Source organism: Bacillus sp. EB106-02-03-XG38 (assembly GCF_058792175.1).
Genome location: NZ_JBYTED010000001.1, coordinates 707,015 through 728,263 on the forward strand (window position 1 = coordinate 707,015; position 21,249 = coordinate 728,263).

The 21,249-nt window shown below is 31.2% G+C and carries 19 protein-coding genes, 7 pseudogenes and 1 other annotated feature (1 of these 27 running past the window's edge); of the genes and pseudogenes, 19 read left to right on the forward strand and 7 right to left on the reverse strand.

Translation table 11 applies throughout. From position 1 onward, the window contains the following. Positions 1-121 precede the first annotated feature (121 nt). The 4 genes from AC3WTI_RS03510 to AC3WTI_RS03525 all read left to right on the forward strand — a co-directional run bounded on the left by AC3WTI_RS03510 (position 122) and on the right by AC3WTI_RS03525 (position 4,080). Positions 122-895, forward strand: coding sequence for an ABC transporter ATP-binding protein (locus AC3WTI_RS03510; protein ID WP_097841035.1), 774 nt, complete (start codon positions 122-124; stop codon positions 893-895). Next, positions 867-2,810 (forward strand): FtsX-like permease family protein, encoded by a 1,944-nt coding sequence (locus AC3WTI_RS03515; RefSeq protein WP_097841036.1) that lies wholly within the window; start codon positions 867-869, stop codon positions 2,808-2,810. The genes AC3WTI_RS03510 and AC3WTI_RS03515 overlap by 29 nt, the downstream gene beginning before the upstream one ends. Positions 2,811-3,311: 501 nt before the next feature. Then, entirely contained in the window at positions 3,312-3,455 is a 144-nt protein-coding gene (locus AC3WTI_RS03520) for a hypothetical protein (RefSeq protein WP_179192007.1), read from the forward strand. 49 nt (positions 3,456-3,504) lie between these two features. Further along, positions 3,505-4,080: an NUDIX hydrolase gene (locus AC3WTI_RS03525; RefSeq protein ID WP_097841037.1), complete on the forward strand. Its 576-nt coding sequence runs from the start codon at positions 3,505-3,507 to the stop codon at positions 4,078-4,080. 42 nt (positions 4,081-4,122) lie between these two features. Here the strand turns inward: AC3WTI_RS03525 and AC3WTI_RS03530 are convergent, their stop codons facing one another. Continuing rightward, positions 4,123-4,839, reverse strand: a complete 717-nt coding sequence (locus AC3WTI_RS03530; RefSeq protein ID WP_087956569.1) for an SDR family oxidoreductase — start codon at positions 4,837-4,839, stop codon at positions 4,123-4,125. Positions 4,840-5,034: 195 nt separating this feature from the next. On the opposite strand from AC3WTI_RS03530, the gene AC3WTI_RS03535 reads away from it, so the two are divergent. The 3 genes from AC3WTI_RS03535 (at position 5,035) to AC3WTI_RS03545 (ending at position 7,377) form a co-directional block, all read left to right on the forward strand. Next, positions 5,035-5,373: a winged helix-turn-helix transcriptional regulator gene (locus AC3WTI_RS03535; RefSeq protein WP_087956570.1), complete on the forward strand. Its 339-nt coding sequence runs from the start codon at positions 5,035-5,037 to the stop codon at positions 5,371-5,373. A gap of 263 nt (positions 5,374-5,636) precedes the next feature. Beyond that, on the forward strand, positions 5,637-6,389 hold the full coding sequence (locus AC3WTI_RS03540) for a class I SAM-dependent methyltransferase (RefSeq protein ID WP_087956571.1): 753 nt from the start codon (positions 5,637-5,639) through the stop codon (positions 6,387-6,389). Positions 6,390-6,582: 193 nt separating this feature from the next. Beyond that, a complete protein-coding gene (locus AC3WTI_RS03545) occupies positions 6,583-7,377 on the forward strand; it encodes a VOC family protein (protein WP_087956572.1) in 795 nt (264 codons plus the stop codon). Positions 7,378-7,417: 40 nt separating this feature from the next. Here the strand turns inward: AC3WTI_RS03545 and AC3WTI_RS03550 are convergent. Beyond that, positions 7,418-8,365, reverse strand: a pseudogene (locus tag AC3WTI_RS03550) (phosphotransferase enzyme family protein). 192 nt (positions 8,366-8,557) lie between these two features. Between AC3WTI_RS03550 and AC3WTI_RS03555 the strand changes: the two are divergent. Further along, a complete protein-coding gene (locus AC3WTI_RS03555; RefSeq protein ID WP_142305848.1) occupies positions 8,558-9,652 on the forward strand; it encodes a helix-turn-helix domain-containing protein in 1,095 nt (364 codons plus the stop codon). Between the two features lie 14 nt (positions 9,653-9,666). Here AC3WTI_RS03555 and AC3WTI_RS03560 read toward each other — a convergent pair whose 3' ends face one another. Together AC3WTI_RS03560 and AC3WTI_RS03565 are read right to left on the reverse strand one after the other, a co-directional pair. Continuing rightward, positions 9,667-11,358 (reverse strand): M3 family oligoendopeptidase, encoded by a 1,692-nt coding sequence (locus AC3WTI_RS03560; protein ID WP_097841039.1) that lies wholly within the window; start codon positions 11,356-11,358, stop codon positions 9,667-9,669. A 17-nt stretch (positions 11,359-11,375) separates the two neighbouring features. Further along, positions 11,376-12,314, reverse strand: a complete 939-nt coding sequence (locus AC3WTI_RS03565; protein ID WP_087956575.1) for a DMT family transporter — start codon at positions 12,312-12,314, stop codon at positions 11,376-11,378. A gap of 127 nt (positions 12,315-12,441) precedes the next feature. On the opposite strand from AC3WTI_RS03565, the gene AC3WTI_RS03570 reads away from it, so the two are divergent. From AC3WTI_RS03570 to AC3WTI_RS03580, 3 genes are all read left to right on the forward strand, one after another. Continuing rightward, the gene (locus AC3WTI_RS03570; protein ID WP_097841040.1) at positions 12,442-13,818 is read left to right on the forward strand and encodes an aminotransferase-like domain-containing protein; all 1,377 of its coding nucleotides are present in this window, start codon (positions 12,442-12,444) and stop codon (positions 13,816-13,818) included. Positions 13,819-13,829: 11 nt separating this feature from the next. Then, a complete protein-coding gene (locus AC3WTI_RS03575; RefSeq protein WP_097841041.1) occupies positions 13,830-14,177 on the forward strand; it encodes a serine/threonine protein kinase in 348 nt (115 codons plus the stop codon). 143 nt (positions 14,178-14,320) lie between these two features. After that, a complete protein-coding gene (locus AC3WTI_RS03580) occupies positions 14,321-14,524 on the forward strand; it encodes a hypothetical protein (protein WP_087956578.1) in 204 nt (67 codons plus the stop codon). A 22-nt stretch (positions 14,525-14,546) separates the two neighbouring features. Here the strand turns inward: AC3WTI_RS03580 and AC3WTI_RS03585 are convergent. Beyond that, positions 14,547-14,789 (reverse strand): annotated as a pseudogene (locus AC3WTI_RS03585) (hypothetical protein). 111 nt (positions 14,790-14,900) lie between these two features. On the opposite strand from AC3WTI_RS03585, the pseudogene AC3WTI_RS03590 reads away from it, so the two are divergent. The 7 genes and pseudogenes from AC3WTI_RS03590 to AC3WTI_RS03620 form a co-directional block, all read left to right on the forward strand. Beyond that, positions 14,901-15,092: pseudogene (locus tag AC3WTI_RS03590) on the forward strand (alcohol dehydrogenase); the annotation flags it as partial. After that, a pseudogene (locus AC3WTI_RS03595) lies at positions 15,071-15,127 on the forward strand (hypothetical protein); the annotation flags it as partial. The pseudogenes AC3WTI_RS03590 and AC3WTI_RS03595, both read left to right, overlap by 22 nt. Positions 15,128-15,345: 218 nt before the next feature. Then, positions 15,346-15,513, forward strand: coding sequence for a hypothetical protein (locus AC3WTI_RS03600; RefSeq protein WP_087956580.1), 168 nt, complete (start codon positions 15,346-15,348; stop codon positions 15,511-15,513). A 185-nt stretch (positions 15,514-15,698) separates the two neighbouring features. Then, positions 15,699-16,195, forward strand: a pseudogene (locus tag AC3WTI_RS03605) (DUF421 domain-containing protein). A gap of 235 nt (positions 16,196-16,430) precedes the next feature. Further along, positions 16,431-17,060, forward strand: a complete 630-nt coding sequence (locus AC3WTI_RS03610) for a class I SAM-dependent methyltransferase (RefSeq protein WP_097841042.1) — start codon at positions 16,431-16,433, stop codon at positions 17,058-17,060. Positions 17,061-17,310: 250 nt separating this feature from the next. Next, entirely contained in the window at positions 17,311-18,792 is a 1,482-nt protein-coding gene (locus AC3WTI_RS03615; protein ID WP_253621568.1) for a UDP-N-acetylmuramoyl-L-alanyl-D-glutamate--2,6-diaminopimelate ligase, read from the forward strand. A gap of 135 nt (positions 18,793-18,927) precedes the next feature. Next, positions 18,928-19,097, forward strand: a pseudogene (locus AC3WTI_RS03620) (hypothetical protein); the annotation flags it as partial. A gap of 133 nt (positions 19,098-19,230) precedes the next feature. Here the strand turns inward: AC3WTI_RS03620 and AC3WTI_RS03625 are convergent. Both AC3WTI_RS03625 and AC3WTI_RS03630 read right to left on the reverse strand, forming a co-directional pair. Further along, positions 19,231-19,932: pseudogene (locus tag AC3WTI_RS03625) on the reverse strand (class I SAM-dependent methyltransferase). Then, entirely contained in the window at positions 19,929-20,831 is a 903-nt protein-coding gene (locus tag AC3WTI_RS03630; protein WP_142305849.1) for an SMP-30/gluconolactonase/LRE family protein, read from the reverse strand. The pseudogene AC3WTI_RS03625 and the gene AC3WTI_RS03630 overlap by 4 nt, the downstream one beginning before the upstream one ends. Before the next feature lie 146 nt (positions 20,832-20,977). On the opposite strand from AC3WTI_RS03630, the gene AC3WTI_RS03635 reads away from it, so the two are divergent. Next, positions 20,978-21,142 carry a DUF2197 domain-containing protein gene (locus AC3WTI_RS03635; RefSeq protein WP_064505453.1) on the forward strand — a complete coding sequence of 55 codons (165 nt, stop codon included), beginning with the start codon at positions 20,978-20,980 and terminating at the stop codon, positions 21,140-21,142. A gap of 65 nt (positions 21,143-21,207) precedes the next feature. After that, positions 21,208-21,249: a binding site (T-box leader), on the forward strand (it continues 215 nt past the right edge of the window).

Consider the following 21,249-nt stretch of genomic DNA (forward strand, 5'->3'; position numbering starts at 1 on the left):
AATTCGAAACTAGACAATTAATGAATGATACTTTACTCGTATTTTAAAAAAGCCAAAATGTAGGCAGGCATCTTCTATCAAGTCTCATTCTTAGTGTGTAAAATTGGAGGTAATTTCTCATATGAAAATAGTAAAAGTAAAAGATCTTAGTAAAGAATACAAAGGGACGGTTTCACATACAGCACTTTCAAATATTAATTTAACAATTACAGAGGGGGAATTTGTTGGGATTATGGGCCCTTCGGGTAGTGGGAAGACAACTCTATTGAATATGATTTCTACTATTGACTCGCCAACTTCAGGAAGTGTAACCATTCATAATAAAAATCCGTATCAACTTTCGGTAAATGATTTGGCCTTATTTCGCAGACAGGAATTAGGGTTCGTTTTTCAATCTTTTAATCTGATGCATACATTAACAGTAAAAGAGAATATGATTCTTCCGCTTGTATTAGATGGTATGAATGTGAAAAGAATAAATAAACGAGTAGAATCTATTTCGAATAAATTAGGAATCAATGAAATCTTAAATAAACGAACATATGAAATACCAGGAGGGCAAGCACAGCGAACAGCGATTGCCCGTGCACTCATTCACTCTCCTAAATTGGTTCTTGCGGATGAGCCGACAGGAAACTTAGACTCTAAAGCCTCTCAAGACGTAATGGAGATATTAACACTATTAAATAAAGAAGAAAAGGCGACAATGATGTTAGTAACGCACAATCCAGTTGCTGCAAGCTACTGTGACCGCATTATTTTTATTAAAGATGGACAGTTATATAATGAAGTTTGCTACAATGGTGATCGCCCATTATTTTATAAAAATATTATGGATAGTCTTTCTATGTTAGGGGTGAATAAACATGACTTTTCGAAAGCTGGCATTCAATAATGTTTTACGGAATAAACGAATATATCTAGGCCATTTTTTTAGTAGTACATTTGCGGTATTGATTTTTTTTACTTATGGTCTACTTATCTTTCATCCGAACCTACAAGGCGAACTGACTCATGTAAGTACCATTATGAGTACATTTGGGAAAATAGGATTTCAGTTATCTTATTACTTAATCTTTGTCTTTTCTTTCTTATTTATTTTCTATTCTGTTAGTGCATTTTTAAAAAATAGAAAAAAAGAGTTTGGATTATTAATGTTACATGGAATGTCTCATCAACAGCTTCATCGATTAATTTTTTTCGAAAATATGTTGATTGGAATCCCTTCTATAGTAGTAGGCATCGGGCTTGGAATGGTTTTTTCTAAATTGTTTTTACTAGTTAGTGGGTCTTTATTAGGAGTAGAGCAAACGTTAGCATTTTACTTTCCTTTAAAGGCAATGCTAGTAACAGCAATGTCCTTTGTTGTTTTATTTCTACTTATTTCTTTGTTTACATCAAAAATGGTGAAAATGAATGAGCTTGTAGAACTCATAAAATCAGATGAAAAACCAAAAACTGAGCCAATAGTGTCAGTCTATATATCCTTGTTGGTATTTATTTTATTTGGAGCGGGTTACTCCGCTGTTCACCACAGTATTGCCGCTGTAAATTACATGACTTTGAATCAATTATTCCTACTCGTAGGAGTAGGTGTCGTATTTATTGTATTTGGAACTTATTTTTTCTTTACTCAATTGTGTGTATATGTGTTACACACTTTAAAAAATAGGGAAACTACATTCTTTAAACGAACCAATCTCCTTGTTATTTCAGAATTAATGTATCGAATGAAAGATAATGCAAGAACGTTCTTTATCGTTACAATTATTTCCGCTGTTTCTTTTACTGCAATTGGAGTTTGTACAGCTATCGCAAATCCTGAATTGGCAAAACATGAAACTCCATATGCATTTACCTATCGATCAGATAAAGGGAATGTACAAGAAAAGGCACATATTGAAGAGATAAAAAAACAATTAGAAGCATCAGGATTTTCTTATAACCTAGTAGCAACAGAATTTAAAAGGACACTAAACGGATTGGCGTTAATTAATCTATCTACGTATAATGAATATGCAAAACAATTAGGGTATGACATAGAGAAATTAACAAATGAAAATGATAGCATTGCTATACGACTTAATAAGAACGAAAATAGTGCAGAAGATCTAACGGATTTTGTTATAAAACATGGTGATCTAGAGGTTTCACTTTCTGTGAAAAAATTAGTTTATATCCCAGAATTAGCAATGGTTGGAAGCCCTGTTATTGTATCTGATGCTGTTTATAATAAGGTCCTAAATGTTCAAGAAGAAGGCGTACTGCGAGATTACACGATTTACGGTTTTATCGTTAAAGATTGGTCTGAAACAAGTTCGATTTCTACAAACCTTAAAAAGTTCATTGGTACGAATCAAGAGGATTATTATGCCTTTTCATCATTGTATTTAAAATGGATTGAATTGAAACAACAAAACGGATTACTCTCTATTTCAAGTGTAATGGTGGGGATTGTATTTTTCATATTTACACTAAGCTTTTTATATTTCCGTCTATTTACTGATTTAGAACGGGATCAAGAGCAATATCAAATGATTTCAAAATTTGGTTTAAGCCAAAGTGAGTTAAAGCAAATCGTGACAAGACAAATGATGCTACTATTTTTCTTACCGATTGTAGTGGCTATGGTTCACAGCAGTTTTGCATTTCTTACTCTGCATCAATTAGGACAAACAGTAAGTAGGGAAATGTCTGTTATTCAAAGCTCAATTATTGTATTAGTAAGCTTTATTTGTATGCAAATGATTTACTTTCTTATTATTAGACATCACTATTTAAAACGTATATGTACAAAAATGTATTCATAAAAAAGATAGGCAAAAAATTAAATGTGCATACTCAATCACTAATTATGGTTGGCTATGCACATTTAGAATGTTAAAAATATGCCAAGGGTAATATGTATTTGTTCCGATTCATTTTGATCTTCTTGGCTTAATCAGTTGTCAGTGGCTCAAAAAAAGGAATCATGGTATTACCCCTTTTAGATAGCCCTAATCGGTATAAAATTTATAAATTTTTTAGTTAATATGTAAATTGGATATTGTATTTAATGAAGCGTCCTGTAAACAGGGTGCTTTTTTCAATTATATCCTACTCATCCAATTGGAGAATCAACATACTATTTTAAGTAAAGAAAAAAAGATGGATACCATCTCTATTCCGTTTATACCAACTTTATTATAGAGGAATTTGAAAATTATCCGTCCAATACTTGTTACATATAGAATTCTGTAATTTTTAGATAAATCCTACTTTTTAGAGGTGTTTTAAAACTTAAAAGAGGCAATAAAAATGAAGGCAGTATTATGAAAAAGATTTTAGTGCGAACAGAATGTGGAGAAAGTTCATTAACAAAGTATAGAAATTCGTGGGAAGAAACAGTACCTGATTATATAGCGCAAAACCTACTTGATGCTGCGTGTTGGATTGAAGATAATTTAAATACATAATAAAATTATAGTAAACTATTTTGTTCAAAGGTCGTTAGGAGGGAAAATGTTGATACAAATAGATAAGAATGTGCGAACATCTGGTGCGTATGTAATATATAAAAATTTATTTGTTTTTCAGGTTGGACCAACGAGGAAAGGAGATACATTAGGTGTAGTAAGGCTAGGAGGACATAAAGAAGATAAAGAAACATCAGTAGAAACTGCTAAAAGAGAGGTGAAAGAAGAAGCAGCTATCGATATTACCATTTTGAGTTCGCCAAGTATATATTACAAAGAGAATTGGAGTGCACAAGCAAAGAAAATAAAAGTAGAAAATGAAATCAATCCAATATTAATTATTGATAGTCCAGATGAAACTTTATCTATTATGTACATGGCACATTCAGAAAATGAACCAACTCCATCCGCTGAAACGAACGGGTTATTATTGCTTTCAGTAAGTGATATTAGGCTAGTTTGTAGTAAGGAAATAACACTAAACGAGTATATTAAACAAGGTGGAATGGCTATATTGAAAGAAAAAATGGATAAAGAGTTAATCTTACAACCTTTTCCGCAACTTATGTTTTTAGCAGAACTTTTAAAAGAGGATCCTGTATTGCTTCAGCAGATTCTAAATTAGTAACAAAAGCCACCTTAATAAGTGGCTTTTGTTATAAATAATTTAATGATAAGTGTATCCTCCATCAGGAAACAATACATTACCTGTAGAAAAACTGTTTTGCATTAAATATAGTACAGTATGCGCAATTTCATCATTGTGCCCAGGTCGTTTTACAAGAGATAGAGATTTATAAGTTTCATAAGAAGCTAGTCTATTTACATTTCGTTCATTCTCTCTTTGTATTGTTCCAGGAGAAACAACATTAACTCTAATTGGAGCTAGCTCAACAGCTAAAGCTTTCCCTAAACTTTCAATAGCACCATTACAAGCTCCGTAAGCAGGCGCACCTTTAAGTGGCCTTTGACTAAATGCACCGGACATTAATACGATAGATCCAGTGTTTGAAAGAAAAGGAATTGCATATTTTACGGCATAATATTGTGGCCAAAACTTTCCGATAAAGCTGCTTTCGGCAATATCATCTGTAGTGGTGATTGGGCCAAGTGTGTAAGAAGCTCCTGGTGTGAACAAATGATTAAAATCCCCAACGTTCTTGAAAAACGCTTGTAATTGGTTTTTATCCTGGTTATCCAATACATAAGTTTGAAGATGATTGTTATTTATTACTTCTTGAGCAACCATTAATTTTTCTTTCGAACGCCCTGCAATAATTACATGTGCTCCTTGTTCGATTGCTTGTTTTGCTGTTGCTAATCCAATACCTGAACTCCCGCCAATGATAACGATACGACTATCTTTTAAAGTTGTAATAGACATATTTTAGCCACTCCCTTAATAAAAACTTTAAAATAAAACTGCTATGCTTTTATTATTCGCTAAAAGATAGCAAGTGAAAAGTACGCACTTTATATGTACATAGTCGCAAATTTCGTACTAATTGCTTTTCATACAGATATGAAATATAAAAAATTGCATAAAATGAACTATGATGTCAGGGGAGATGTGAGAAAAATGGATTTGCAAGAACCGAAGTTAAAAGGAGTAATAGCAACACTACAAATAATCGGCGGGAAATGGAAACCACTCATTTTGTTTATATTATTAACAGATGGAACAAAACGGTTTGGTGAAATAAAGCGATTAATACCAGATATATCTCAAGGGACGTTAGCAAAGCAATTGCGTGAATTAGAGCAAGATCAACTAATAGAACGCGAGATTTATCAAGAAATACCACCTAAAGTGGAATATAGTTTATCTGAGCATGGAAAAACAGTAAGTACTGTATTAGATAGTATGTGTAGTTGGGGAAGAAGACATTTAGAATATATTAATAAAGATGAACTGTAAATATATTATGTAAACTGAAATATATAATGCTATTTTAATAATTTGTATTTTATAATATACTGAATTAAATGAAGTTATCATACATATATTCTTTTAATTGCGGCGGGATGAATTTAAGTATAGCACGAAGTAAATAGTTGTTTGGGATTGAGGGATGCGTACTTGATATAAAAGGAAATTTACGAATATATAAACTATGAGTCTATTTCTGGTATGATCAGGATTAAACATTTTATGCATAGTAACAAAGGGGAAATAATAAAATGAACGAATTAGAGTACAAAAACTTTTATGATAAAGTAGGAAGATTAAATGGATGGGATTTTAGTAAAATAAAATGTGAAACTGTAGGAGATTCATGGGACTTTTATAGAGAGGTAAAAGAAAGATGCAAACCATCACATATTTTACTAGATGTTGGTACAGGCGGAGGAGAAAATGTACTTAAAATAGCATCTTCAGCTAAATTGTTAATTGGAGTAGATAATTCTAACGGAATGATTGAAACAGCACATTCTAACTTGAAAAAATCAGGTGTACAAAATGTTGAGTTTCTTCAAATGGATTCTGAAGCTTTAACGTTTCCACATGCGCATTTTGATATTGCTTCGAGTTGTCACGCGCCATTTATAGCATCCGAATTAGCAAAAGTAATGAAAAAAGGTGCTCTATTTTTAACACAACAAGTTAGCGAACATGATAAAGTAAACCTGAAAGAGGCATTTGGAAGAGGACAATGCTTAGGCGAAAGAGATGGAACTTTAAAAGAAAAGTATATGGGTGAACTTATAAATGCTGGATTTGAACTCGTGCAAGTACGTGAATATGATGTTACTGATTATTACAGTACGCCAGAAGATCTCATTTTCTTATTAAAACATACACCTATTATTCCTAGATTTGGAGAAGAAGAAGAGGATTTTACTAGTTTACAAGAGTTCATTGATGCAAATAATTCTGAAAAAGGGATTCGTACGAATTCAAAAAGGTTTATGATTATTGCTGTAAAATCATGATGTGTTGTATTGTAAAAGCTGCTTTTCATTTAAGGAAAGGCAGCTTTTTTGTATGGAAACAATGCAGGATAAACTTAAATATTCATACTAAAGTTGTAGTTTTTATTTGAAAAATCCATCCTTCCGTTTGATTCTATCTATTTATAAATGTAATACAATACGAATAGATAATAAGAAACAAGGGGGATGCAACGTGATTACACATATATCAGATATAAAACTACAAACGGTTTCGATAGAAGGGGTAAAACAAGTTTATAAGGACATATTATCTTTTCCTATAAAAAAAGAAAAAGCATCGTTTATTCAATTTGAAGTAACGCCATACACAACAATTAGCTTTCAAGAAGTGTATGAACCAATCGCCCCTGCACATTTCGCTTTTGAGATTCCATATTCAAAATTCCATGAAACAGCAAGATGGCTAAAGGATTCTGGATTACTCATTGTGAAATGGCAAAATGGAAATGTAATTGGTGAAGAGAATGGTCTATTCAATGTATACTTTAAAGACGGGGATGGAAATCTACTCGAAATTATCGCACATAGTTATATTAAAGAAGATGTATTAGTTGCACATTCCCCTTTAAATATTTTATACGTAAGGGAAATTGGTCTTCCTGTTAAAAGTGTACCCGTATTTCGCGAATGGTTGAAATCAAATCTAAATATGAAAACGATGGAAGATGGGGATATTTTCAACTTTGTTATTGGTGGCACCGCATACATCGTTGCAACTTGGTGGCAGCGACCTTGGATCCCGATTGCGATGAAAGCTTTACCACCGAAAGTACATGTTTCTTTTGGAACACCGGACCCTGCATTATTACAGCAAATCCAAATTAACTTTAAGAAAAATAGTGTCCCATTTCAATGTAAACGTAATGAAGTATCATTTATTGAGCAGGGATATGCATTTTCAATTGTGCATACACCACATTTCCCTTCCGATATTCCTAGTAAATTAAACTTACCACTTTCTATTTAAGGATAGAAAGTGGTTTCCTTGTAGTTAAACAATAGTATTTTTAAACATTGATATAGGTATATTTAGTTTCGATCTTCATCCTATAAAGATTCATTATCCGTACTTGTTCCTCAGTTAATGCTTCTTTATCCCAATACATATGCATTAAGCTATATTCAAAAATCTCCTTTAAATTTATAAACATAGGCAACTTGTCTATCATCTCTTTAGGTAGTTCATTTTCCTCTTGATATCCGTCAAATATTGCTTTTGTAATAGAATGCTCATAGTCTGCGATATTCCCATTTCCAGCAAATCAATATTCTATCGCACTATAAATAGGAACTGCTAAATCGAATAGGTAAAAATGTTTTTCACAGTCTTGAAAATCAATCATTGTTAAGTTTGAATTGTTTTCAACTAAAATGTTTTCTAACCATAAATCACCGTGAATTAAGCCGTAATTCGAAGTAGATTTTTCTAGCCCCTTTATAGAGGTTAAAAGGTCAGAGGCAATTTCTCTTATAGTAGTTTCTTCTTTAGGTATATACTTAAGAAAATTATATTCTTCGTTTTCATACCAATCGTTTATATGTTTAACCGGTTTAGTCTTCTCAAAGCTTTTAGAAATACGATGTAATTTTCCAATTTGTTTACCAAGCTTTCTAAATATATTAGAATTCCATTCGCCCCTTGGTAAATGTATACCTGGAGCAGCTTTATATAATACGGCAAAAATCTCCTTGTCTAATGTTAACTTTTCTAATAAATTCCCATTAAGAGAAGGTATTATTGGAGGAACTGCTAAATCATTTTCATATAAAAAGTTCGTGTATGTAACTTCTTCTAACTGTTCTTCATATGTTTTGTAGTTTGTAATTCTAATGAAGTATGTACCTAGTTCTGTAAGACATTGATACATTTCATTCGTTATTGGTTTCATGTTAATAAAATTTAACGAATATTGTTCATTTATTAATTGAAGTATTTCTTTTTCTAGCTCGTTCATCGTAACGTCCTTTCCAAACTTTTATTTTTTACTAGAGAACGAAAAGAATCTTAATTTACAAAATTCGTGTTTTATTTTTGATTTCCTTTAAAATGAAGCATGATGTCATGAATGGCTCCTGTTATAAAACACAAGAAATATCAAAAGAAAGAAACGAATCTCTTTTATACTTATAAATAAGGAGTGAAGGAAATGAATGAACATATACAGAAGATGATTGATTGGATTGAGAGCAATTTAAAAGAAGAATTTTCATTAAATGAATTATCGCGTTATATGAGTTATTCTCCGTATTACTGTTCTTTTAGATTTCACCAAGTAACAGGCATTAGTATTAGGCGCTATATTCTTTTAAGAAGACTGTATTTATCCACGGAGGATTTGAAGAATGATAGAAAGATAATAGATATTGCATTGGATTATGATTATTCTTCGCAAGAGGCTTATAGTAGAGCTTTCAAAAATGTTTTTGGAATGAATCCAAGAGAATACCAACGTTACAACATGCCTATTCAATTATTTGTTAAACTCAATATAAATAAAGAAAGGGAGTTTAAAATGAACGTTTCTAGAAAATTAGAGGTTGAGCAGTTACGAAATGAGAAAAGAGAGCTGTTTGATAAAGATGTACTAAACATATTAAATGGTCAAATGATGTATGAAGAATTTAAAAATGAAAAGCTAATGGGTGATTCTGAATATGCACCATTTAATGAGGCAATGTGTGTGAACCTGGCTACTACACAAGTTTTTAATGAAGAGTTTATTAAAACAAGAGCTGAAGGTCATAACAGTTCAATAGAAAGTTATACAAAAAAGGTTATAGATCCGTTAGAAAACCTTTTTACGAAAAAGTATAAATGTATTGTTTTATGGTTTGGTGAAGATATGTTTTGCCAAATGAACCTACTTACCGTACTTTCTTACCTTGAACAGACTTCTTATGAAGGGAAGGTATACTTAAATAGTTTCAGAGAGGATGAATTTAAAGTAAATCAAATTGAACTTAAATTGAGTAATTATTCTTCTATATACAATGAAGTATTAGTAAACCATAAAAAGACTTCTCATAAGGTACCACCTGTAATGTATCAGGCTATAGATTTATATTTAGAAATGCTAAAAGAAGATAATATCGTAATGAAATTTATCTCTAAAAATCAAGACTTATCAAATCATGAATTATTAATAAAGTTGTTTCAACTTTTTCAAAAAATCGGATATGGTGATTCTCAGTACATAGAATTGATAAATAAAATAAAGAAGAAAGCTGAACCTAAAATATAGGAACAGCTTTCTTCTTACAATTGTTCAAGTAACGCTAATTCACTCTCTACAAATAACATTAGTTTTTTAATCGTTTCTCCAGAAAAATCAAAACGAATACCGGCTGCTTCATATACTTCAGTTAAAGATTTAGAGCTACCCAATGATAAAGCTTTTTTATAATTTTCTAGTGCTTGTTTAGGATTTTCTTTATATTGTTTATACATTTGCAACGCACCAAGTTGTGCAATAGCATATTCGATGTAATAGAATGGTATTTCGAATATGTGCAGTACAGGTAACCAACCAGTTGCGATCCAATTTTCATAACCTTCGATATTTACGACGGTTGATTGGTAAGTGTTATGTAATTCTAAATATTTTTCGTTTCTTTCCTTAGCAGTATGATTAGGATTTTCATACATCCAATGCTGGAATTGATCAACGATAAGCATTGGTGGTAAATACTTTACAATATCTTTAAAGAAATCTAATTTTGCTTTTATAAATTCTTCTGTATTCTCATAAAATGTATCCCAATACTCCATCGAAAATAATTCCATTGTCATGCTAGCGAGTTCTGCTGATTCTGAAGGGATTTCTACAAATTTTTGAAGTTCTAACCGCTTCATACAGTCATTATGAATACTATGGCCCATTTCATGGAGGAAAGTAGTAACGTCATCATGTGTATGATTGAGATTCATGAAGATAAAAGATAGTTGCGAAGCAGGTAAGTATTCGCAAAATCCTCCAGGACCTTTTCCTTTACGACTTTCTAAATCTAAGCAATTATTTTTATGCATACGGCTTAATAATACAGAAAATTCCGGGTCTAGTTTGTGTAAAATACGAGAACTTTTTTCGACTAAATCACGCGCATCTTCAATAGGTTTTAATACTTTTTGATTTGGTGCGGTTGCTTTTAAATCCCATGGACGAAGACTATCTACTTGAAGTTCAGATTTTTTCTCATTCAATATTTTATCGATAAGTGGTACTACGTATTTACGAATAGATTCAGCAAGTTCATAGCAATCTTCAGGCGTATAATCAAAACGTTCATGTTTTTTAAACATATAATCACGATAATTATCTAATTGAATGTTTTTCGCCTTTTGGTGACGGATTGTAATTAATTCATTTAATATATGTTGTAATTTATTTTCAACAGATAAAAACTTATCGGAAATGAGCGTTTTTGCTTTTTTTCGTATATGACGATCTGAATCTTGTAAGTAAGACTGTAGTTCAGTAATTGTTTTTTCTTCACCGTCCCATAGTGCGGTTAAACCACCTGTAATTTCGAAGTATTCGGTTACTAGTTTGTCTTCTCTTACTTCTAAATCAATGTTCTTTTCGCAAAATAAAGTTTGAGCATTCTTTATTTTTTTATCTAGTAAGCTATACGTATTTGGATTAAGTTCCATTCGAAAAGGAGACTCTAAATATTTATTATCAAATGAATTTTGATAACGTTTCAAAAGAGGTCTTACAAATTGTTGATCATATTCAAAAGTATCTTTTATTTCTTTATTATCCGTATTACATTGAAAGGCGATATAGTGTGATGTTAATTGTTCTTCAATTTCCCAAATGACTGTAGATTGTTTTTTTAACCAGTTTTCAAGTTCTAGTTTTGAAGAAATCACTTCATTTAATAAAGTAGAAAGAGAATTTTCTAATTCTAATACATTATTAATATCAATCGTATTTGTGCGCTGCATTATATATCCCTCGCTTTTTATTTATTCATGGAGATATTCTTCTTTTTCACTATAATTCCTTTTTCACCCAAAAAATTTGTACCTATTACACCAAAAATAATCATTATTGTACCAATGATATGAAAATAAGAAATTTGTTCGTGTAAAAAAATAACGCCAGCGATAATTGTAATAAGTGTAGATAAATTACTAAAAACACTTATTTTAGCAGCTTCAATATAAGATAAGGAATAGTTTAATAGCAATGCCGTCAACAAGGAAGATAGTAACCCTAAATATAAAATGGAGATAACAAATGTTCCATTCGTAAACGGTTGAAAGTATGCCGTTATTGTACCTTTGCTTATATGGCTGGCGATCGCGATTAAATTAAAGCTAATAAAGCCGATTACTGTCATTGTGTAAGTTAAATCCATTAGTTTGAATTTCTTCGTCATTTTTCTAGCTAACACATTATAGAAAGCAGATGATAATGCCGATAGCAAAATAAGAATAACACCTATGAAACTAGTTTCATGAGTCTCTATACCATTCATGATAAATATATAAATGACACCGATAACAGAAATGAGTACAGATATTTTTTGCCAAGTATTTGTATACTCTTTTAAAAAATAGGAAGCTAACATCATCGTAAATATAGGAATAGCCGCTTGTATAATTCCCGCTTCGGATGAACTTGTATACACTAAGCCAAATGCTTGGAAAGCAAAAAATAGTGCTGGATAAAATATTGCGAGTGGTAAAAGGGCAAGTATATTTTTGAATGACATATTTAACTTTACAAAACCGAAAACAATGGGAATGCTTGCAGCTACGAAAGCAACTGTAAAACGATGAGCAAGAGTATCAAGGGGGCTCGTAACTGTTAATGCTAATTTCACAAACATAAAGGAGAATCCAATAATTAATGAATAGAGTAAAGCTGATAAATATGCCTTTGTTGTAAGTTTCATAATTTCACCTCATAGTAATTGATTTCTTACTGGCCAGTATACGTATATAGTAATCTTTATGATCTAGTGCTACAATGTGAACAAATGCAAACTGTACCGGTACAAATTAAATGATGAGGTGGTAATGATGTATAAGTATTTACATGTTTTCAACGGCTTAGAAAGTATGATTCAAAATGGGGAGATAAAAGAAGGAAAGAAACTACCGTCTATTCGGACACTCGTTACGCAATATGAGTGTAATAAGGCAACAGTTATACGGGCGCTACATGAATTAGAAAAACGTCATATTATTTATTCCGTCCCTCAAAGTGGATACTACGTTGTTCGAAAATCAGGGAGTGCTATAGAAAACGACGAGATAATTGATTTTGCTTCCTCAGCACCAGATCCAGATGTTTTTCCATATTTAGATTTTCAACACTGTATTAATAAAGCCATTGATACATATAAAAATGACTTATTTGTATATGGGACGCCGAAAGGTTTACCGTCTTTAATTCCGGTTATTCAAAAACAACTGGCAAACTATCAAGTTTTCACTAAAGAAGAAAATATTTTTATAACGTCAGGTGTACAGCAGGCACTAGCAATATTAACTTCTATACCATTTCCAAATGAAAATGAAACGATATTAATTGAACAACCAACATATCATCTATATATTGAATATCTAGAAATAAACAAAATTCCTGTAATCGGTATTAAACGTACGAATGAAGGTATTGACTTAAATGAATTGGAACGAATTTTTCGAACGGGTAAAATAAAATTCTTTTATACAATACCAAGATATCATCATCCACTTGGAACGTCTTATTCAAAAGAGGAGAAAGAAAAAATCGTGCTACTGGCTAAGAAATATAATGTATTTATAGTGGAAGATGATTATTTAGCAGATTTAGAAACAGATGCAAAAGCTGACCCGTTATATAGCTTGGATCATGATAATCATGTCATATATTTGAAAAGTTATTCGAAGATTATTTTTCCAGGTTTACGAGTTGGTGTAGCAGTAATTCCACCGGTTATTGCGAATGCTTTCCATACATATAAAAAGATTTTAGATATTGATAGCCCAATGATATCTCAAGCTGCTTTAGAAATTTATATAAAGAGTGGCATGTTTGAACGTCATAAAAATAAAATTAAATCGTCCTATCACGATAGATCTAAAAAACTAGCAGAAACATTAGAAAGAATGCATAATGAAAATCAGCTTTTTACATATACAAAGCAAAACACAATTGGAATCCACACTTGTTTAGAATTACATAAAACTGGTATTTTAGAAATACTTTTACAAAGACTAGGTGAAATGCAAATAAGCATTGATACGATTGATAAAAATTATGTGAGAGGTTTTCCGAAAGAAAGACTATTAAAGTTAAACGTATCGAATGTAAAGGAAGATAGGATTGAAGTAGGAATTCGTAAAGTAATTGAGGGAATCAAACAATTGGAACATATAACCTTCCAATTTAAAAAAGAAAAAAATGAATAAGGAGGTTTGTTGTGAGACGCAAAATAATTCTCTTGTTTGTGTGTATAGCTATAATAATTGGAGTTGTCGTTCTAATTAATTATTATAAAAAAGATGATCCATGTATCGTGATTGGTAAGTATTCAAGAGGCATTATCGTAGATCAAAATAACGAACCTATATCTAACGTGAAAATTTATGAAGATTCAATTGAAAATAAGGAACGCAGTATTTCAAATGCAGAAGGCCAATTTGAAATACCACATGGTGTTTGTGGTGAGATTGTATTACAATTAGTTACTCCAAATGGAGAAATCTATACAAGGAAATATGAAAGCAATCATATACCGGAAGTGATAGAACTGAGTTATAAAAAGTAAAAGAAAAGTGTTACGTTAATACTTTTTAGAGCACTCAATTGCTGAGTGCTCTTTTAGTTTATGTAGAAAAATGGAAATAAACTACCAATAGGTGATATCCTTAAAGTATAGTATTTACTTTGAATAGGAAGGTGATCGAGTCTATGGGGGTACGTATAGTCGATGATTTACAGCAATTATCGTTGTTACTAATGTTTTTAAGTACATTTATATTTTACAGATATTTAAAAAAGGTAAGACGAGAGAGAAAATTGACTGGTTTTGAATGGACAATGTATTTTGTCACTCAATTTGCGACATTAATTTGGGCATTCACTTATTTTATTAAACACTTAGCTGAATCATAATTTCTATTCATTTAATCTAGTGTTATATATTAGGGATATAAATATACTCTGTATCTAAATCAATGACAACATCGCTTAGGACTTCTTCTTGTAGTAATTTTGGGAGTTTTTCATAGTGATACCGTACACAAAATAAGCTTAGAAGATCTTCGTTAGATAACTCTTCACTTTTAACATTTCAATACATTGTTTTTATTTCGTGTAGAGAACAGTTAAAGCCAATAACATACTCATTAATTCCATATCCATCAAATTCAATTATCATATTATCACTGTTGGTTGCTAGCCAACGTTATAACTTAAATTTTAGATGAATCTATTATACATTGTTTGAAATGTAGTGAGAATATTTATTTATAAAATGAGAGGGTTATAAATGGAACAAAATAAATTAGTTTTAGAAGGACCGAAACGTCTTAAGTGTGAAACGCGCGAAATTAAGTCTATACAGGATGATGAAATTATTGTTAAAACAATTGCAGGTGCAATAAGTATTGGAGCAGAGTTACCACAGTATAAAGAATCGGATGTTATAGATACAAATCTTATTTATCCAAGAAAAACTGGATTATCCCTTTAAAAGTATTTGTCTCATATGAATAAAATGACAACGTACTTGTCACATAGCTCACGTATGTTTCATCATTAATATGATAACAAAACGAAGAGTAGCATGTACGGTAGGTTCTTAATAGGTACAACGCGTTCTGTAAATAGAGGTTGGTTGTTGCTCTTTCATTATGTACAAATCGTATATTATCTTTCTCAATGTACATATTAAGTAAAGTATTTAATATCACGTACATAAAAGGCGGGGTAATATGGATAGAAATAAGAAAAATGAAGAATTGAGTAAATTTAAGAAACAATGGTTTAATGAAGATAATCAACCAGTAGCTGGTATAGAGTTAGCTTTACCGCCTGATATAGGCAGCATGTTAGACTCGAAATCAGTTGATGATAAAAGTGAAGAAAGTAATAATGAATAATTTTAATCTAAGCATCCATTCGGGTGCTTATTATTTTTGGTACAATGTATTATTAAATCCTTATTGAAAAAAGATAAATCAAAATAGATTGTTTGATTTTCACAAAAAATTTAATTGAAATTCATTTAGAATGCTATATGAAATGGGAATGCTAATAACATTTACCATTAAAGGATTGGGCTATTATGCATATTATTGTTGAAAGCATTATTTTAATACTCACTGGGATTCTTGCATTAAAAATGACAGGGAGTAAATCTGTTAGCCAATGACAAGAGCTGAAATCATTATAGTAGTATCAATTGCACGTATTATTGTAGAGCCTGTATTAAGTAGGAAAGTGATCCCATCTATATTTGCAGCTGTAATATTTGCAAGCGTACTTCTTATCATTCATTTCTTTGAACTGAAATCAAGGAAGGCGGAACAATTCCTAAATGGCAGTAGCTTTGTAATTGTTGAAAACGGTGAGATTATTAAAGCGAACTTGATAAAGGCAAAAATGTCAGAACAACAACTATATATGCAATTAAGAGAAAAAGGGATTCATGATTTAAAGAGTTTACAACAAGTTACAGCCGAACCGAATGGACGTATTGGTTATCGATTAATAGAGAAAGCTCAACCGATAACTTTAGAAATGTTAGAAAAAATATTAGATCAGCACAAAATAAAAAGATAATTTCTTATATGAAAATGCCGATATTCAATAAAATTATTGGCATTTTTTATTTTTTCTAAATGTAAAAGTTAATATTTTGGGGGAATATTCAACCAATCTTTAAAATAGATAAAGGCTTATTAATATGCTATATTCAATGGACCTATAGTGGCTGTGGTGAAAAAAGCAGCATTAAAATGAATAGGTATTTCATGTGGTATTAAACATGAGATAAGAATAAGGAGATAAAAATATAATGGAATTTTGGGAATCAAGCTTTATTGAGAAACAAACAATGTGGGGATTTGAACCTACAGATTCTGCAATTTTGACAAAAGAATTTTTCTTGGAAAAGAACGTTAAAGACATATTAGTTCCGGGTATTGGATATGGAAGAAATGCAAAGGTGTTTATGGAAAATGGTATAAATGTAACAGGCATTGAAATTTCGAAAACAGCGATCGATTTAGCAAGAGAAAACGGACTAGAAGATGTTAGTATGTATCACGGTTCGGTTAACGAAATGCCTTTTAAAAATAAACTGTATGACGGGATATTTAGTCATGCACTTCTTCATTTGTTAAATGAGCATGAGCGAGAGAAATTTATTAAAGATTGTTACAATCAGTTAAAACCAGGTGGATATATGGTTTTCACAACTGTTTCTAAAAAAGCTCCCATGTACGGAAAAGGAAAACAGTTGGATAAAGATTATTTTGAGATAATGGAAGGTGTTAAAATGTTCTTCTATGATTCTAAATCTATACAACAAGATTTTAATAAGTATGGATTAGTACAAGTTTCAGAAATTGATGAACCAAATAAGATCATGGAAAATAAGCCTTCAATTAATTTCTTAATGATAAAATGTAAGAAAGAACTATAATTTGAAGTTTCTATAAATGTTTATATATTAATAATGCACAAATAAAAAGGACAAGCATATAATATAATTACCTTTTAACTTTAAGTAACCTAACTTTCGTTAATAGGATATCTCAAAATCCCTAAAAAGAGCACTTGCGGAAACAAGTGCTCTTTTATCTTTTATTTAAGATGATATATATGGTGTTTTAAACCATTATTTTGTATAAAGTGGTAAAATGAATAGGGAAATGTGTAAGGAGGCGGGGGATTTGAAACTAAAAGAGTTGGCGAATTTGTTATCGATTAAAGAAACCATTGGTGATATGAATGTAGAAATTACGGGATTAGAAATGGATTCTAGAAAGATCACTAGCGGAAATCTTTTTATATGTGTATCAGGTATTGATGGTTTTCTCGAAGATCGACATCAATTTGTTGAAGATGCAGTGAAAAATGGAGCTGTGGCGTTAATTGTAGAAAGAGATGTAAACATTGAAATACCTAAAATAATTGTAAAAGATGCTAGGTATGCTATGGCAGTTATTGCGTCGCATTTCTATGGTTATCCATCTAATAAAATGAAGCTAATTGGAATTACAGGAACGAATGGTAAAACAACTACGTCCTATTTAATTGAAAAAATTTTAACTGACTATGGATTTCAAACAGGGCTTATGGGGAATAACGGAGTTAAAATTGGGTCCAAATGGTATCCGACTGTAATTAATACGCAAGAACCTCCAATACTTCAAAGGAATTTGCAGATGATGAAAAATCATAATACAGATTATTGTGTTATGGAAGTTACGTCACAAGGCTTACATATGGAGAGAGTTAAAGGATGTAACTTTAAAATAGCTGTTTTCACTAATTTAACACAAGACCATTTGGATTATCATGGCACATTTCAGGAATATAAGCATGTAAAAGGTCTTCTTTTTTCTAGATTAGGAAATGATTTTTCTACTACAGATAAAAAAATTGCTATTTTGAATGTAGATGATCCATCAGTAGAATACTTTAAAAAAGTTACTTCTGCTGAAGTGATTACATATGGGATACATAATGGAGCGGATGTTCAAGCGAAGAACATAACTTTAAGCCCAAGAGGAATTCAGTTTTTAGTTTCTACATTTAATGGAGAAAAAGAAATCAGTCTAAATCTAGTAGGCCGCTTTAATGTTTATAATGCATTAGCAGCAATAACAACTGCATTAGTTGAAGGTATTCCACTAGCGAACATTAATGATAGTTTATCTAATGTAAAGAGCATTGAAGGTAGAATGGAAATCATAGACGAAAATCAAGATTACCTTGTAATAGTGGACTATGCTCATACACCGGATGCATTAGAAAATGTACTCGATACAATTAGCGAGTTTTCAAAAGGGAAAATCATTACTGTTTTCGGTTGCGGTGGGGATAGAGACGCGAAAAAACGACCTATTATGGGTAAAATTGCTGGAAGTTATAGTGATTTTGTTTACATTACTTCTGATAATCCACGTTCAGAAGACCCGCATACAATAATTAAAGATATTGAAAAGGGATTTTCACAGAATAACTATTTGAATTATAAAGTAGAAGTTGATCGTGAACTTGCTATAAAACATGCAATAAACATGGCATCTTCTAATGATATTGTTTTGATTGCAGGGAAAGGGCATGAAACGTATCAAATTTTAAAAGATACAACAATTCATTTTGATGATAAAGAAAGAGCTCGAGAAGCAATTAAAAATAGTAGATAGATTATCTTATAAAGTGAAACTTTAATCAGTGGGGATTTTACTGCCCATTAAAGCAGGATAAAAAAGATTGGATGAGATTAAGTTGGGAATGGAGTGTTATTGAATGCAAACAAGAAAAGCTTTTTCTATGTAGCAACTGGTAAAAATCTTATTACGGCATCTGGAGTAGCTCCTTTGGAATTTGGGATGGAAGTTCTGAAAAATTAGATGTTTTTTCGCCAGGTACACTCCATTCATGGTATGAATTAAATAAGGCACATGAACCCGAACCTTTCTTCCACTTAATGAATTCATTAAATAGTTAAGTTGTTTTGTATGTGATCTCTAATAAAAACCATGCTTCTAATGATGTCAAAGCATGGTTTTTATATTTCTATTTAATTAATATTTAATGATACAAAGCTCATAAAATAAAAATATTATCCTATATTGTTGCTATTATTTTTGAACGACAAACGTAATAGCATTTGTTTTTAATTGAATGTGTCTTTCGTTTCGGACTATATTATAAGCTAATTCTTTTATTTCCACTTTTATTTCTTGCCAGTCTTTATAAATACTTTTTAATAGATGGATCATATTATCAGTAGGAAGGTTAATTTCAATTAAAGCATCTAATTCTTCTTTCGTATGTAAGTCAATTTCTTGTATGTTCGAGTTAATAATTAAACAATTGATACCACCAATCTTTGTACCTTACTTCATAGAATGGAGTACGTTTTTTAAATCTTCTTCTGATTGAACATGCTCTAAACTTGATACTGCAACGATATAATCATATGTGTTAGGGTGGACGTAGTAGTTTTCAATTGCTGCTTGTTCTATTTTTATAACTTCAAAAACATCATATTCTTGGCTATAAATTTGTAATTTTGTTAAAGCGGAATCCAGTAAGTCCACACAAGTAACAGTACCACTAGCATTTTTTATTTTTTGTGCAATTGGAATACTATTCCTTCCAACGCCAGAGCCGAGATCAAGTACTTGCAAGTTGTTTCGTCCTTCAAAGTAATCCATTAAGTTCATAACTGTTTTTACCGGTTTGTAAAGCCAAGAGCCAGTTTCAAATAGCTTGTATTGTTCATAACAAAGGTCATGATATTTCTTTTCTTCGTGTCTTATGTAATCGATACGGTTCATATAGTTTCAGCTCCAATATTATTATTGCGAAATGAATGGGTAGGACAACCTTTTATATTTGTTTGGATTCGAAAAATACCACCAGCATGTGGATATTTTTTCAATTCGTCATCCGTCATTCTTGTTCTGGCTGTTGTAACATATAGGTCTGTTAAATTAGGGCCTCCAAATGTACAAGAAGTTACATATAGCGCTGGAATTGGAATACTTAATATTTGTTCTCCAGTTGAAGGGTTCCATCTAGTAATCTTTGAACCTCCCCAATGAGCAATCCATAAACAACCTTCCTTGTCAATTGTCATACCATCAGGTAGACCGTCATTTTCAGGGAAAATGATTACTTCACTTGGATTACGAATTACTCCAGAGCATATATCATAATGAAAACGAACTACTTTTTTAGTAGGTGTATCAATATAGTAAAGGTATGTATGATCAGGTGACCAAGCCATGCCATTTGATGTATTTACATGTGAAACCTTTTTCTTTACCTTTAAATTATTATTTAAACAATACAAGGAACCAGCAGCATTTATACCGTATGTATCTGTAGTACCTGCCCAAAAACGTCCTGCTGGATCGCATTTTCCATCATTAAAACGATTTTCAAATAAATGTGGTTCAGGATCAAAAATATGTGTTAGTTTTTCTGTTTTTACATTAATAGAATAAAAGCCGTTTTCCAAAGCTAGGAGTAGTACGTCATCTAAATATGGAACAACACAGCCAATTTGTTGATTGAGAGCAATTACTCGGTTTGTATTAGCAGTAGGACTAAATATGCATAATTGTTTCTCCACAATCTCAACCCAGTATAAAAGTTGCTTTTTTTCATTCCAACAAGGTCCTTCAGCTAAACTAGCTTTAGCATCTAAAACTAATTCTATATTACTGATCAAGATGTTCACCTCGCTTTATAAGATATTTATATAATTCGATAAGAATAGAGGTAAACCTTTAGTCAGAAGATATTAAGATTTGTACTTTGGAAAACTGATTTTCTCAAGTGATTAAAAAATGTATAAACATGGAGAGGAAAGTGCATATGATGTTTTATGAAATTGTTTGTTTTTCTTGTAAAAATATATTCCGTGTTTACGAGGGAAGCGAAAAATATAAGCGATTTAAAGAAAAACCAAAAGGGACATATTGTTGTGATGAATGTAGCCACAAAATTCAATTAGAAGCGATAAAGCATTTATTTAGATAGCTTTTTCGTTCGGAAAAGTTTGACAATAAAAGTATTATAAATTATCATATGAAAAACTAATATTTAAAATGGCATTGAAGAGAAGAGTAGTTAAGAAAGAATACGTA

Excerpts from the sequence above, each read along its gene's own strand:
- AC3WTI_RS03580 (WP_087956578.1), top strand. The coding sequence starts at position 14,321 with ATGGGGGTACGTATAGTCGATGATTTACAGCAATTATCGTTGTTACTA.
- AC3WTI_RS03520 (WP_179192007.1), top strand. The coding sequence starts at position 3,312 with ATGAAAAAGATTTTAGTGCGAACAGAATGTGGAGAAAGTTCATTAACA.
- AC3WTI_RS03560 (WP_097841039.1), bottom strand. The coding sequence starts at position 11,358 with ATGCAGCGCACAAATACGATTGATATTAATAATGTATTAGAATTAGAA.
- AC3WTI_RS03635 (WP_064505453.1), top strand. The coding sequence starts at position 20,978 with ATGATGTTTTATGAAATTGTTTGTTTTTCTTGTAAAAATATATTCCGT.
- AC3WTI_RS03540 (WP_087956571.1), top strand. The coding sequence starts at position 5,637 with ATGAACGAATTAGAGTACAAAAACTTTTATGATAAAGTAGGAAGATTA.
- AC3WTI_RS03565 (WP_087956575.1), bottom strand. The coding sequence starts at position 12,314 with ATGAAACTTACAACAAAGGCATATTTATCAGCTTTACTCTATTCATTA.
- AC3WTI_RS03530 (WP_087956569.1), bottom strand. The coding sequence starts at position 4,839 with ATGTCTATTACAACTTTAAAAGATAGTCGTATCGTTATCATTGGCGGG.
- AC3WTI_RS03510 (WP_097841035.1), top strand. The coding sequence starts at position 122 with ATGAAAATAGTAAAAGTAAAAGATCTTAGTAAAGAATACAAAGGGACG.
- AC3WTI_RS03515 (WP_097841036.1), top strand. The coding sequence starts at position 867 with ATGACTTTTCGAAAGCTGGCATTCAATAATGTTTTACGGAATAAACGA.
- AC3WTI_RS03600 (WP_087956580.1), top strand. The coding sequence starts at position 15,346 with ATGGATAGAAATAAGAAAAATGAAGAATTGAGTAAATTTAAGAAACAA.
- AC3WTI_RS03610 (WP_097841042.1), top strand. The coding sequence starts at position 16,431 with ATGGAATTTTGGGAATCAAGCTTTATTGAGAAACAAACAATGTGGGGA.
- AC3WTI_RS03570 (WP_097841040.1), top strand. The coding sequence starts at position 12,442 with ATGTATAAGTATTTACATGTTTTCAACGGCTTAGAAAGTATGATTCAA.
- AC3WTI_RS03555 (WP_142305848.1), top strand. The coding sequence starts at position 8,558 with ATGAATGAACATATACAGAAGATGATTGATTGGATTGAGAGCAATTTA.
- AC3WTI_RS03535 (WP_087956570.1), top strand. The coding sequence starts at position 5,035 with ATGGATTTGCAAGAACCGAAGTTAAAAGGAGTAATAGCAACACTACAA.